The following is a 12,748-nucleotide window of genomic DNA, read 5'->3' as shown; positions in this document are numbered from 1 at the left end:
GCCCGTAGGTGAGTTCGAGCGAGGGCGCGGGGCGGGACGAGCGGGGCGGGGGAACGTGCGTACTCGCGCCGGGCGGTGGCACCCGGAGGGTGCCGCATGCCGTGGGGATGACGGACGACGGGATCGCGGCGCCGTGCCGGACCGGTGCGACCGCCCGAGCGCGAGTCGGGAGCTCAGTGCCCGCCGAACAGCGAACGACGAAGTCGGCGCAGCGGCGCGAAGAGCGAGACCCGGCGGACCCGCGCCTTCTGGTCGCTGTGGTTGCGTACGGGCTCACGCGCTGTCAGCTCACGCATCAGCGTGGTGGCCTCGGCCGTCTTCTGCTGCGGCACGGCGGGACCCGCCAGCACCGCGAGATGGCGGTCGAGACGCGAACTGGTCGCGCTGCTCCCGCAGGTGATCGCAGGGACCCTCGCCCTGCTGCGCACTGTTATCTGTTCCATGTCACTCCCCACCCGTACGAGTCCACCCGGCCCGGGCAGGGTAACCCTATCGCCCCCACGGGGCACGCGTGTATCGAGGTCACAGGATTCACCTTCCCCGTAAGGGTGTTGACGACGCCTCTTTGATTACTCTCCGAATCCAACCGATTTCAGGGCGAGTTGGACAACCGGCTGACTGGTGGGTTGCGCTGAGCCACCGTCGGGCTCGACGGTTACAGCGAGTGATGTGGCCGTCTTGTCGAGACCGGTCGCGACCAAGGGCGTGTCGGCGTCGAAGAGCCCGAGAGAGAGCGGTTGTGCGCCGGGGCGCATCAGCCACAGCTGGTTCACGCGGCCGCTCGGGAGGTCGTCGTATCCGCTCAGGGTGACGACCGCCTGTCCCTCCGCCGCGGAGGCGACCACCCCGATGCTGCGGCCCCGCGCGTCCTTCCCGGTACTGGCCCGGGCGTCCGGGGCCGCGAGAACGTGGGCGATCTCACGCGCCTGGCTGCGCTCGGCGTTCAGCTGGTCCTGCGTCCGGTTCGCCTGCACGGCGAACAGCGAGGCGACGACGAGGGCCGCGGCGGCCGTGGCGGTGGCGAAGGGGACGAAGAGGGGGCGGCGCGCCCGGGACACGTGGGAGCGCGACGGCGGCGGCCGGGTGCCCCAGACGTGCGGCGGCAATTGCGGTTCCCGGGCGCGCGCCTGCGCGGCACGCCCTGGTGCGGGCTCCTGCGCGGTCGTGCGGACGGCGGCCAGCACCCGGTCGCGCATCGCGGGCGGCGGCGGGGCGGCCGTCGACCAGGCCAGCCGGACCGCGTCCTCGGACAGCGCGCGGACCTCGGCGGCACAGGCCGGACAGGTCCTCAAGTGCTTCTCGAAGCGGGTCCGCTCGGCCGGCTCCAGAGCGTCCAGGGCGTAGGGAGCGGCCAGCGAGTGCGGATCGTCGCGGCGCAGCAGCTTGTCGAGGAGGCTCACGCCACACCTCCCAGGCACTCGCGCAGCCGGGTCAGCCCGTCGCGCATCCGGGTCTTGACGGTGCCCAGCGGCAGCGAGAGCCGCTCGGCCACTTCACGGTACGTGTAGCCGTCGTAGTAGGCGAGGGTGACGGACTGGCGCTGGAGGTCGGTGAGGCGGTCCAGGCAGCGGCGCACCCACTCGCGTTCGAGCCCCGCCTCCACCTCCTCGGTCACCTGGTCGAAGGCCGGGTGGTGGGCCCGCCAGGCCTCCCGCTGCTCGCGCTCGCCGGCCGCGCGGGCGCTGCGCACCCGGTCCACGGCCCGCCGGTGGGCGAGGGTCAGGACCCAGGACAGGGCGCTGCCCCGGCCGGGGTCGAACCGCGCCGCGGACCGCCAGAGTTCCAGCAGCACTTCCTGGGCCACCTCCTCGGACTGCGCCGGATCGCGCACCACGCGCCGTACGAGGCCGAACACCGGCCCGGACACCAGTCCGTACAGCTTCTCGAATGCCTTCTGGTCACCGCCGGCCACGAGTAGCAGAAGCTCGTCCGCCTCCAACTCGTCTCCCCCTCCCGCCAGCTCGCATCTGGGTCGTCCCGTCCCGCGAGGTATTCGCAACGAACACACCTCCGGATGGGGTTACGGATCAGAAAGCCGAAAACGCGGGTCGAGCTGCGGGGAAATAAGTTTTCGGGTTCGACCAATCCGGCCCGCCACCCACTCCGAATGTCCCAGCGTCAGGCAAGTTGGACTGAGGACGGACGGCATGACACCTAACTCCAGGAGCGGTGCGGGGCGCAGGAGCCTCGCGACCCTCGTCTGCGGTGCGCTGGCCGCCGGGGCGCTCGCAGCCGCCGGCGTGGCCACGCTGGAACCGGGGGCGGCCTCCGCCTCCAGTCACCGGGAGGCCCCGCTGATCTCGGGCGACCCGCAGTACGACAACACGGACGTGTACGCGTTCGTCAGCCCGGACAAGCCGGACACGACGACGATCGTCGCCAACTGGATCCCCTTCGAGGACCCGGCGGGCGGGCCGAACTTCTACCAGTTCGCCGAGGACGCGCAGTACGACATCCACATCGACAACAACGGTGACGGACAGGGCGAGTTGCTCTACCGCTTCACCTTCAAGACGCATACGAAGAACAAGAAGACGTTCCTGTACAACACCGGTGTGGTCGACAGCCTCGACGATCCCGACCTGAACATCACGCAGACCTACGACATCGACCTGTTCCGGCTCAAGCACCAGAAGGTCGAGTACAGGACGAAGGTCGCCGACGACGTCCCGGTGGCGCCGTCGAACGTCGGCAAGGCGTCGATGCCGAACTACGAGAAGCTGCGCGACCAGGCCGTGTACAAGCTGCCCGGGGACGCGACCTCGTTCGCGGGCCAGGCCGACGACCCGTTCTTCCTGGACCTGCGCGTCTTCGACCTGCTGTACGGCGGGAACCTCACCGAGGTCGGCAACGACACCCTCAAGGGCTACAACGTCAACTCCATAGCCCTCCAGGTCCCCACGGACATGATCACCGAGTCCAAGGACCAGCCGGTCGTCGGCATCTGGTCGACGACCCAGCGCAAGAACGCGCAGGGGTACTACTCACAGGTCTCGCGCCTCGGCAACCCGCTGGTCAACGAGGTCGTCAACCCGCTGAAGGACAAGGACAAGTTCAACGCGTCCTCGCCGTGGGACGACGCGCAGTTCCTGAAGAACGTGACCAACCCCGAGCTGCCCAAGCTCATCGAGGCGATCTACAAGATCAAGGCGCCGGCCGAGCCGCGCAACGACCTCGTGGACGTGTTCCTCAAGGGGGTGAAGGGGCTGAACCAGCCGCCCCATGTCCGCGCGGCCGAAGAGCTGCGCCTCAACACGTCCATCAAGCCCACCGATTCTCCGAAGCGGCTCGGTGTGCTTGATGGCGACAACGCCGGGTTCCCGAACGGGCGCCGTCTGACGGACGACGTGATCGACGCCTCGCTCCAGGTCGTCGAGGGCGAACTGGTCGGTTCCAAGAACGACTTGGGCGACGCGGTCGACAAGAACGACAAGGACTTCGAGAAGTCCTTCCCGTACGTCGCCCTGCCGACCGAGGGGTCACGCGGCCCGCTGGCCAAGGGCACGACGGGCGGCAACGACGTCCGCAACCAGCTCGGCGACGCGATCACCTCCGGCGGTTCGAGCGATGACACCACGCTGATCGCCACGTCGGCCGGGGCGGGTGCCGCGGGGATCGTGCTCATCGGGGGTGGCCTCATGTGGTGGCGGCGGATGAGGACCCGGGCGTACTAGGCCGGTTCTTCGGGTGCGGGTTCGTGGGGGCCTGTCACGCAGTTCCCCGCGCCCCTAGGTGCCCGCAGTCGTCGCTCCTTCAGCTGGCGCGGCCCGCACGTACTCGTCCCCCACGGTGCGGGCCGCGCCGCACGTTGCATCAACTCCCGTGCACCGCACGCCTCGTAACTAGGAGAGGGCATGGCCTCGCGTACGAACGCCGATGAGCCGGAGACGCCGCCCGAGGGCGATGTCCCGCAGGAGGACGAGCGGGTAGCCGCCGGGCGGCGGCTGCGGGCCGCGCGGCTCGGCGGATCGGCCGTGCTGCTGGCCATCGCGCTGACCGCGGGGTCCATCGCCGTCGGCGCACTGCGGGACGGCGGCGGTACGACGACGGCCGCCGCCGCGCCGAGCGCCGTGTCACCGGCGCTGCTCTCCGGTGCCGACCTCGACACGAGCATCGCCTCCCTCCAGGACCATCTGCGGTCCCAGCCCAAGGACTTCGGCGGCTGGGCCACCCTCGGTCTCGCCTACGTCGAGCAGGCCCGCACCAAGGGCGACCCGTCCCGCTACGCGCAGGCCGACCGGGCCCTGGAGCGCTCGCTGAAGCTGCGGCCGGACAACGAACAGGCCCTGGCCGGCCGCGCCGCCCTCGCCGCGGCCCGGCACGACTTCGGCGACGCCCTGAAGTACGCCGACCAGGTGCTGCGGCAGAACCCCTATGACGAGCGCGCCCTCTCCTCCCGCGTCGACGCCCTGGTCGAACTCGGCCGTTACGACGAGGCCGCGCAGGCCGCCGACACGGCCGACGCCCGCAAGCCCGGCGTTCCCGTCTTCACGCGGTACGCGTACGTGCGGGAGCTGCGCGGTGACGTCACCGCCGCCGAGCGGGTCCTGGAGCAGGCCCTCGGCTCCGCGACCACTCCGGGCGACGTGGCGTACGTCGCCGCCCAGCTCGGCCAACTCGCCTTCAACCAGGGCGACTACGACACGGCCCTCACCCACTACGCCCGCGCCCTCGCCGCCGACGAGGACTACGTCCCCGCGCTCGAGGGCCGGGCCCGCGCGCAGGCCGCGAGCGGCGACCGGGCCGGCGCGATCAAGAACATGGCGGACGTCGTCGCCCGCTATCCGCTGCCCGGGCCGCTGGTCGAGCTCGGCGAGCTGTACGAGCAGGCCGGCAACCAGGAGCAGGCCGACGACCAGTACGCCCTGGTCGACGCCTGGACCGCCCTGGCCCGCGCCAACGGCGTCAACGCCGACCTGGACACCGCCCTGGCCGCCGCCGACCACGGCGACAAGGCCGCGGCGCTGCGCGCGGCCCGCGCCGAATGGCAGCGCCGGCACACCGTGCACACCGCGGACGCCCTCGCCTGGGCCCTGCACGTCAACGGCAAGGACGCCGAAGCCCTGCCCCACGCCCGCGAGGCCACCGCCACCGGCTACCGCAACGCGGCGTTCCTCTACCACCGCGGCATGATCGAGCGCGCCACGGGCCGCACGAAGGATGCCCGCACCCACCTCACCGCGGCCCTGAAGCTCAACCCGGGCTTCTCTCCGCTGGGCGCCGCGGAAGCCCGTGCGGCACTGAAGACACTGGAGGCGGCCAAGTGAACTCCCGTCGCCTGTCCGCCTCCGGTGCGGCCGTCCTGACGGCCGTGTGCGCGCTCGTGCTCGTCCCCGCCGGCGGCGCGAGCGCGCACCCCCTCGGCAACTTCACCGTCAACCGCTACGACGGTCTCGTCGCCGCCCCCGGTGAGCTCCGCGTCGACCATGTCGAGGACCTCGCCGAGATCCCGGCGACCCAGGCGAAGCCGGACATCGAGAAGCAGGGCATGGGCGCGTGGGCCCGGCAGCGCTGCGCGACGGCCGCGCAGCGCAGCGAGGTCACGGTCGACGGCACCGCGGCGGCCCTGCGCGTCAAGAGCAGCAAGGCCGTGGAGCGCCCCGGTCAGGCCGGGCTCGGCACCCTGCGCGTGGAGTGCGAGCTGACGGCACCGCTCCCCGAGGACGCGACCGTGTCGCTGGGCTTCCGCAGCGCGGGGACGGACTCCGGGCCCGGCTGGCGGGAGATCACCGCGCGCGGCGACCGGATGACGCTCGCACGGTCGGACGTACCGAAGGCCTCGGTCTCCCGGGAACTGACCAGCTACCCGGGCAAGTTGCTCACCTCCCCCGCCGACACCACCACCGCGTCCCTGCGCGTCCGGCCCGGCGGCCCCGCCCTCGCCGAGGACCGCGAGAGCGCCCCCGCAGCCTCCGTCCTGCCGCGCGGCGCGGACCGCTGGACGCGGGCGCTGGACTCCCTGGTCGCCCGCCATGACCTCACCGTCGGTTTCGCCGCGCTCGCCGTCCTCATCGCCGTGGCCCTCGGCGCGCTGCACGCGCTCGCTCCGGGACACGGCAAGACCCTGATGGCGGCGGTGGCCACGGCCCGCGGCGGCAAGGCGCGCCTCAAGGACGTCATGCCGCTGGCCGCGTCGGTCACGGTCACCCACACCCTCGGTGTGGTCGCCCTGGGCCTCCTGGTCACGGCGGGATCGGGGGCGGCGCCTTCGGTGATCACCTGGCTGGGGGTGGCGAGCGGGGTGCTGGTGACGGGGGCGGGCCTGACGCTCGTACGACGGGCCTGGCACCAGCGCGCACACGGGCACGAGCACGGGCACGGGCACGCGCCCGCCGCGGCTCCCCGGCGCGAGCCGGCACTGGTCGGCACCCACACCCACCCTCACGACCACGGTCACTCGCACGACCACCACCACGACCACGGTCACTCGCACGACCACCACCACGACCACGGTCACTCCCTCACGCATACACACACGCACGGCGGCTTCACCCACACGCACTCCACCGCCCACACCCTCCGCGGCACGCTGCTTCTCGGCTTCGCCGGTGGGCTGGTGCCCAGTCCCTCCGCGGTCGTGGTGCTCGTCGGCGCCATGGCGCTCGGGCAGGCCTGGTTCGGGTTCCTGCTCGTCGTCGCGTACGGCGTCGGGCTCGCGCTCACCCTCACCGCGGCGGGGTTCGCCGTCGTCAGGCTGGGTACCGGGATGAACCGGCTGCTGGACCGCCGCCCCCGCTGGACCATGCATCCGCTCACCGCTCTGGTGCGCCGGTACGCGCCGCTGATGTCCGCGTTCCTCGTGGTGGCGCTCGGGGCTGGATTGGTGCTCAAAGGGGCGGCATCCGCACTTGGCTGAGCTACTTTTGGGGAGAAATCACGCGACGTCATGCGGAGTTGCGAACGCGGCGCATGCTGCGAACGCTGCGAATGCTGCGAAGAGGGGGCGCCCGTGTCCGAAGAGCCGGGCCGTGAACGTGTGATCGCCGACCGCTACCGCCTCCTGTCCCCGCTGGGCGAGGGCGGCATGGGAACCGTCTGGCGCGCCCGTGACGAGGTGTTGCAGCGTGAGGTGGCCGTCAAGGAGGTACGGGCGCCCGCCGGGCTGCCGGCCTCCGAGGTGGAGCGGATGTACGCCCGGCTGGAGCGGGAGGCGTGGGCCGCGGCGCGGGTCGCCAACCGGAACGTGGTGACGGTGTACGACGTGGCCACCCAGGACGGCCGCCCCTGGATCGTCATGGAGCTGGTCAGGGGGGTGTCGCTCGCCGAGGTCCTGGACGCCGAGGGGCCGCTGCCGCCGCAGCGGGCGGCGCAGATCGGCGCCGAGATCCTGTCCGCGCTGCGGGCGGCGCACGAGGCGGGCGTGCTGCACCGGGACGTGAAGCCGGCCAACGTGCTGCTGTCGAACGACGGCCGGGTGGTGCTCACCGACTTCGGCATCGCCATGGTCGAGGGCAGCTCCGCGCTGACGATGACCGGCGAGGTGATCGGCTCGCCCGAATTCCTGGCCCCGGAAAGGGCGTTGGGCCGTACGCCGGGTCCGGAGTCGGATCTGTGGTCGCTGGGGGTGCTGCTGTACGCGGCGGTCGAGGGCAACTCCCCGTTCCGGCAGGACACCCCGCTGAGCACCCTGCGCGCGATCGTCGACGAGGAGCTGCCGCCGCCGCACCGGGCCGGTCCCCTCACCGCCGTCATCGAGGGGCTGCTGCGCAAGGACCCGGCCCAGCGGCTGCCCGCCGACCGGGCCGAGCAGGAGCTGCGGGTCATCGGGGCCGGGGGTACCCCCTCCGGGGGAGGCGTGCCCCGCACCGGCGCGGTGCCGCCCGTCCCCGTTCCGTATACACCGACGGTCGCCGGGTACCGCGAGGAGCCGCCGACGGCGGCGCTGCCGCCCACGGCGCCCACGCGGCCCGCCGCGACGACCGCTCCCGAACCGCAGCCCGACCGCAGCCGCCGTGCCGCGGTCGTGCTGATCGCGGGCTTCGCCGCCCTGGCGCTGGCGATCGGGGGACTGACGTACGCCCTGCTCAACCGCGACAGCGGCGGTGACGGAGCCGGTGCCGGCACCGGCAGCAGCACCACCCGGAGCGAGACCACCCCCAGCAAGTCGGAGCAGACCAGCGAGGCGCCGCCGCCGACCTCGTCCGGGCCGACCACCCCCACCACGAGCGCGCCCCCGCCGCAGACCGTGCAGGCCGTGCTGACCGGCGCCAACACGGAGTACACGGGGGCCTGTCCGCCGCCGCAGGCCGAGGCGCCGTCCTTCACGGCGACGATCACGGTGGGCCGGCTGCCGGCGGAGGTGACGTACCGCTGGAAGTCCAAGGACGGGCAGGTCATGGACCAGGGCTGGAAGACGCTGTCGTTCCCGGAAGGGGGCGGCAGGTCCAAGCAGGACACGGCGTTCGTGACGACGTACGACGGCAGCGGGACGTATCAGAACGAGATCAGTGTCGAGGTGCGGGACCCGCAGCACACGACGTCCAACTCGGTGCCGTTCTCGGTGACCTGTGAGACGGAGACCCCGACGGGCGGGGCCTCCTCCCTCACTCCCTCTTCGAGCGGGTGACGGTCAGGCCGCGCTGTTCATGACGGGCAGGTAGCCGCCGGAGTGGCCGGCCGCGGTGGGGTGGTACGACTCGCCGACGTTGAGCCAGTTCAGGCTGTGCAGCCAGGAGCTGCCCGAGCAGATCTCGTGGTTGGTGAAGGTGCCGCGGACGTCGCCCCACGTGAAGCCGTGGTCCGCGGCGCGCTTGGCGACGGCGGCGTCGAGGTAGTCGGCGGCGCCGTTGATCGCCGAGCGCTTGGTCTCGGACAGGCCCAGGCAGGTGGTGCCGAGCTTGTAGAAGCGCGGGTAGCCGAGGACGACCACATGGGCGTTGGGGGCCTTGCTGCTGATCGCCGAGTAGACGCTGTCAAGCTGTCCGGGCAGCGTCGAGTCGACGTACGCCTTGGCGGTGTTGATGCGGGACAGGCAGGAGCTGTCGGACTGCAGCACACAGGTGGTCATGACGTCGGCGAAGCCGGCGTCGTTGCCGCCGATGCTGATGGAGACGAGCGCGGTACTGGTGCTGAGGGTGCCCAGCTGGTTCGCCAGAACATCACCCGTTCGAGCGCCCGAGCAGGCCTTGAAGCTGAACGACGAGGGTGAGTTGGCGGCGGCCCACAGGTAGGGGTACGCCTTCGTGCTCTGTTTGCAGTCGCCGCTGGAGGAGATGTAGCTGCCGGCTCCGACCCCGGACGAGTAGGAGTCGCCGAGGGCCACGTAGGGGCCGGTCGCCGCCTGGGCCGGGGTTGCCCCGAAGAGCGCGGCGCTGGCGGCGAGGAGGAGTGAGGTGACGTATGCGGCAAGTCGGGAACGTCTCATGGAACCTCCCTTTAGCAGGATCTCTGCCATAACTGTCGTAGCAACTACGCGCGTTGATGGGAAGTGTCCATGCCAAGACTTTTCAGGCCCCGCACACCGCGCCCTGTGCGTTCGCAGTGCGTTTGATTACGTGGGCATGACAGGTTTGTTGACGGGTGCTCAACTCTCTTGTTCCCCTTCGGCACATGACCCACTCTTTACTCAGCCCGGGACGGGAACGCGACGTTCCGGGTCGTGTGCGCGATCACGCGCACGCCCCCCACAGACGCACGCCCCACCCAGGCGTGCGCCGCCTATGAGGAGGACTCCCTCGTAATGGCACAACTGCGTAGCAGCACACTCCGGTTCGCCGCCGCCACCGGTCTGGCGACCGCCGCCCTCGTCGGTGGGCTCACGACCCTCCCCGCACAGGCCGCTCCGGCCGAGGGCAAGGTCCTTGCCGCCGACTCCCCCACCGCGATCAAGGACAGCTACATCGTCACGCTCAAGACGGGCGCCGGCTTCAAGGCGTCCTCCAGCGAGGGCAAGGGCCTGATCAAGAAGTACGGCGGCACGGTGAAGAAGACGTTCGGCACCGCGCTGAACGGCTACAGCGCCACCCTCTCCGCGACCGAGGCGAAGAGACTCGCCGCCGACCCGTCGGTGGCCTCCGTCGAGCAGAACCAGGTCTTCGAGCTGGCCGACACCACACAGTCCAGCGCCCCCTGGGGCCTGGACCGCATCGACCAGGCGGCGCTTCCGCTTTCCGGCACGTACACCTACCCGGACACCGCGGGCAGCGGCGTGACGGTGTACGTCATCGACACCGGCGTGCGGATCACCCACACCCAGATCAGCGGCCGTGCGTCCTACGGCTACGACGCGGTCGACGGCGACACCACCGCCTCCGACGGCAACGGCCACGGCACCCATGTGGCCACCACGATCGCGGGTACCACCTACGGCGTCGCCAAGAAGGCGAACATCGTGGCGGTCCGGGTGCTCGACAACAGCGGCTCCGGCACCACGGCGGGCGTCATCGCCGGCATCGACTGGGTCACCGGCAACCACACCACCCCGGCCGTCGCCAACATGTCGCTCGGCGGCTCCGCCTCCACCTCCCTGGACACGGCGGTCGCCAACTCCATCGCGAGCGGCGTGACCTACGCGGTCGCGGCGGGCAACAGCTCCGCCAACGCCTCCTCGTACTCCCCGGCCCGCGTCGCCAGCGCGATCACCGTCGGCGCCACCACCAGCTCGGACGCCAGGGCCAGCTACTCGAACTACGGCTCCGCGCTGGACATCTTCGCCCCCGGCTCGTCGATCATCGCGGGCTACAACACCAGCGACACCGCCACCGCGACCCTCTCGGGCACGTCGATGGCCACCCCGCACGTCGCGGGCGCCGCGGCGGTCTACCTCGCGGGCCACACCTCTGCCACCCCGGCCACCGTCGCCTCGGCCCTGGTGAACGGCGCCACCTCGGGCGTGGTGACCAGCGCGGGCACCGGCTCGCCGAACAAGCTCCTCAAGCTCGTCCCGTAGCGCACACCTGAACGCCCGTTCCCCGGAGGCGACTTACGCCTTCGGGGAACGCTTGTCCCGCGGTCCGCACCATCCCCCGCATGGGGCCCTTCGGCCCTTGACGGCCGCCGCGGGACTGGGTCACATTGAAGCCCGGCATCCGGCGCTTCGGGGGGCAAAGTCGCCAATGCAGACCATACGTATCAGGACATCTTCAAGGGACCGCGCCGAGGGCGCGCGACCAGGAGCGGGGCAAGGCTCGGGGAAGGACCTGACGCCGCTGCTCGCGGGCGCCGCGACAGCGGTCGGCGCCTTCGGCGCGCTCCTCGCGCTGACCGGCTCCGACTCGCCGCTGCGCGGACCGTTCACCCTGTTCTTCCTGCTGACGGCGCCCGCCGTCGCCATCGCCGCCGCGCTGCGCGGCCTCGAACCGCTCGCCCGGGTGCTCACCGCCCTGGCCGGCTCGGTCGTCGTCAACATGCTGGTGGCCCAGGGCATGCTGGCCACCCACCGGTGGTCCTACCGCGGCGGCGTCGTGGCGGTGACCACGATCAGCGCGCTGCTCCTGCTGCTGGTGTGGGCACGGCGACGCGGCCGTACGACGACGGGACGGACTCCCTGACGTGGACATCAGTGTGTACCGCCCCGGTGAGCTGAGCGCGGCCGATCGGGCGGCGTGGACGTCGTTGCAGTCCAAGGCGCATCTGCAGGGCTCGCCCGAGCTGGCGAATCCCTTCCTGTCTCCGGAGTTCGCGCTCGCGGTCGGCAGGTGCCGGCGGGGCGTGCGGATCGCCGTGGTGCGGGAGGACGGGGAGCCCGCCGCCTTCTTCCCCTTCCAGAGAACGGCCACCGGGGTCGGCCGGGCCGTCGGCCTGGGCGTCTCGGACGCCCAGGGGCTGGTCCACCGGCCCGGTTTCGTCTGGGACGCGCGGGAACTGCTGCGCGCCTGCGGGCTGGCCGTCTGGGAGTTCGACCACCTGGTGGAGGGCCAGGAGCCGTTCGCCGCGGGGGCCCGGGCCGCCTTCCCGTCCCCGGTCATGGACGTGGACCAGGGCTATGACGCCTACCTCCGCCACCTGCGGTCCCAGGCGCCGAAGTTCACCCGGACCACGCTCGCCAAGGAGCGCAAGCTCGGCCGGGACGCCGGCGGGGTGCGCTATGTCCACGACGAGCGCGACCCGGCGGTGCTGCGCACCCTGATGGGCTGGAAGTCCGCGCAGTACCGCAGGACCGGGCGCAGCGACCGCTTCGCGCACGAATGGATCAGCCGGCTCGTGCAGCAGCTCTTCCACACCCGTTCCGAGCCGTTCGCGGGCATCCTGTCGGTGCTGTACGCGGACGGCAGGCCCGTCGCGGCGCACTTCGGGCTGCGCACCGAGCGCATCCTCGCGTGCTGGTTCCCGGCGTACGACCCGGGGTACGCGAGGTACTCGCCCGGCCTCGTCCTGCATCTGCGGATGGCCGAGGCGGCCGCCGCCGACGGGATCGCGTACCTCGATCTGGGCCGGGGGCAGAAGGAGTACAAGGACTCCCTGAAGACACGGGAGATCACCGTGTCGGAGGGGTGGGTGACCCGGCGTCACCCGGTCGCGATCGGGCATCGGGCGCGCCGCGCTCCGGTCCGGGCGCTGCGCAACACCGTCCAGTCACGGCCGGAGCTGTTCGCGCCGGCGGACCGGATGCTGAAGAAGATCGGAAAGGTCCGATCACGGAACCAATAGGTTCGGTAACGGCCAAACCAACAAAATCGGGAGGCCTCGTTCCAGGTCTTGCCATACGGGTTCAATCATCAATACCGTCGTACATCTCACCCGCATCGGTCCGTCGTCAGCGGTACTAGGGGAGGGCTCAAGGACCGCGACAGACCGGCGCGGGGCGCGG

11 protein-coding genes are annotated in these 12,748 nt (G+C 71.5%); 7 read left to right on the top strand and 4 right to left on the bottom strand.

The genetic code is table 11. From position 1 onward, the window contains the following. Nucleotides 1-173: 173 nt before the first annotated feature. The 3 genes from DI272_RS39100 to DI272_RS39090 all read right to left on the bottom strand — a co-directional run bounded on the left by DI272_RS39100 (nt 174) and on the right by DI272_RS39090 (nt 1,939). Nucleotides 174-443, bottom strand: coding sequence for a hypothetical protein (locus DI272_RS39100; RefSeq protein ID WP_059196633.1), 270 nt, complete (start codon nt 441-443; stop codon nt 174-176). 126 nt (nt 444-569) lie between these two features. After that, on the bottom strand, nt 570-1,400 hold the full coding sequence (locus tag DI272_RS39095; protein ID WP_109499905.1) for an anti-sigma factor domain-containing protein: 831 nt from the start codon (nt 1,398-1,400) through the stop codon (nt 570-572). Next, nucleotides 1,397-1,939 (bottom strand): sigma-70 family RNA polymerase sigma factor, encoded by a 543-nt coding sequence (locus tag DI272_RS39090; protein WP_109499904.1) that lies wholly within the window; start codon nt 1,937-1,939, stop codon nt 1,397-1,399. Before DI272_RS39090 ends, DI272_RS39095 begins: the two co-directional genes overlap by 4 nt. Nucleotides 1,940-2,147: 208 nt before the next feature. Between DI272_RS39090 and DI272_RS39085 the strand changes: the two genes are divergently transcribed. The 4 genes from DI272_RS39085 to DI272_RS39070 all read left to right on the top strand — a co-directional run bounded on the left by DI272_RS39085 (nt 2,148) and on the right by DI272_RS39070 (nt 8,566). Next, nucleotides 2,148-3,674 carry a DUF4331 domain-containing protein gene (locus DI272_RS39085; protein ID WP_181387461.1) on the top strand — a complete coding sequence of 509 codons (1,527 nt, stop codon included), beginning with the start codon at nt 2,148-2,150 and terminating at the stop codon, nt 3,672-3,674. Nucleotides 3,675-3,854: 180 nt separating this feature from the next. Beyond that, nucleotides 3,855-5,267, top strand: a complete 1,413-nt coding sequence (locus DI272_RS39080; RefSeq protein ID WP_109499902.1) for a lipopolysaccharide assembly protein LapB — start codon at nt 3,855-3,857, stop codon at nt 5,265-5,267. Then, nucleotides 5,264-6,856 (top strand): nickel/cobalt transporter, encoded by a 1,593-nt coding sequence (locus DI272_RS39075; protein ID WP_109499901.1) that lies wholly within the window; start codon nt 5,264-5,266, stop codon nt 6,854-6,856. Before DI272_RS39080 ends, DI272_RS39075 begins: the two co-directional genes overlap by 4 nt. Before the next feature lie 93 nt (nt 6,857-6,949). Beyond that, nucleotides 6,950-8,566 (top strand): serine/threonine-protein kinase, encoded by a 1,617-nt coding sequence (locus DI272_RS39070; protein ID WP_109499900.1) that lies wholly within the window; start codon nt 6,950-6,952, stop codon nt 8,564-8,566. 3 nt (nt 8,567-8,569) lie between these two features. On the opposite strand, the gene DI272_RS39065 is transcribed toward DI272_RS39070, so the two are convergent. Further along, nucleotides 8,570-9,364, bottom strand: a complete 795-nt coding sequence (locus tag DI272_RS39065; protein ID WP_109499899.1) for an SGNH/GDSL hydrolase family protein — start codon at nt 9,362-9,364, stop codon at nt 8,570-8,572. A 315-nt stretch (nt 9,365-9,679) separates the two neighbouring features. On the opposite strand from DI272_RS39065, the gene DI272_RS39060 reads away from it, so the two are divergent. The 3 genes from DI272_RS39060 (at nt 9,680) to DI272_RS39050 (ending at nt 12,588) form a co-directional block, all read left to right on the top strand. Continuing rightward, the gene (locus DI272_RS39060; protein ID WP_109499898.1) at nt 9,680-10,888 is read left to right on the top strand and encodes a S8 family peptidase; all 1,209 of its coding nucleotides are present in this window, start codon (nt 9,680-9,682) and stop codon (nt 10,886-10,888) included. 166 nt (nt 10,889-11,054) lie between these two features. Continuing rightward, a complete protein-coding gene (locus tag DI272_RS39055; protein ID WP_258314806.1) occupies nt 11,055-11,489 on the top strand; it encodes a hypothetical protein in 435 nt (144 codons plus the stop codon). A 1-nt stretch (nt 11,490) separates the two neighbouring features. Continuing rightward, a complete protein-coding gene (locus tag DI272_RS39050) occupies nt 11,491-12,588 on the top strand; it encodes a GNAT family N-acetyltransferase (protein ID WP_109499897.1) in 1,098 nt (365 codons plus the stop codon). The last annotated feature ends 160 nt before the right edge of the window (nt 12,589-12,748 follow it).

This window comes from Streptomyces sp. Act143 (assembly GCF_003143935.1).
GTDB lineage: Bacteria > Actinomycetota > Actinomycetes > Streptomycetales > Streptomycetaceae > Streptomyces.
Note: the sequence above shows the minus strand (reverse complement) of the source record. Positions and strands in the feature narration are given on the sequence as shown.

Coding starts and splice junctions, on each gene's coding strand:
- DI272_RS39100 (WP_059196633.1), bottom strand. CDS start 443: ATGGAACAGATAACAGTGCGCAGCAGGGCGAGGGTCCCTGCGATCACC.
- DI272_RS39085 (WP_181387461.1), top strand. CDS start 2,148: ATGACACCTAACTCCAGGAGCGGTGCGGGGCGCAGGAGCCTCGCGACC.
- DI272_RS39080 (WP_109499902.1), top strand. CDS start 3,855: ATGGCCTCGCGTACGAACGCCGATGAGCCGGAGACGCCGCCCGAGGGC.
- DI272_RS39065 (WP_109499899.1), bottom strand. CDS start 9,364: ATGAGACGTTCCCGACTTGCCGCATACGTCACCTCACTCCTCCTCGCC.
- DI272_RS39060 (WP_109499898.1), top strand. CDS start 9,680: ATGGCACAACTGCGTAGCAGCACACTCCGGTTCGCCGCCGCCACCGGT.
- DI272_RS39055 (WP_258314806.1), top strand. CDS start 11,055: ATGCAGACCATACGTATCAGGACATCTTCAAGGGACCGCGCCGAGGGC.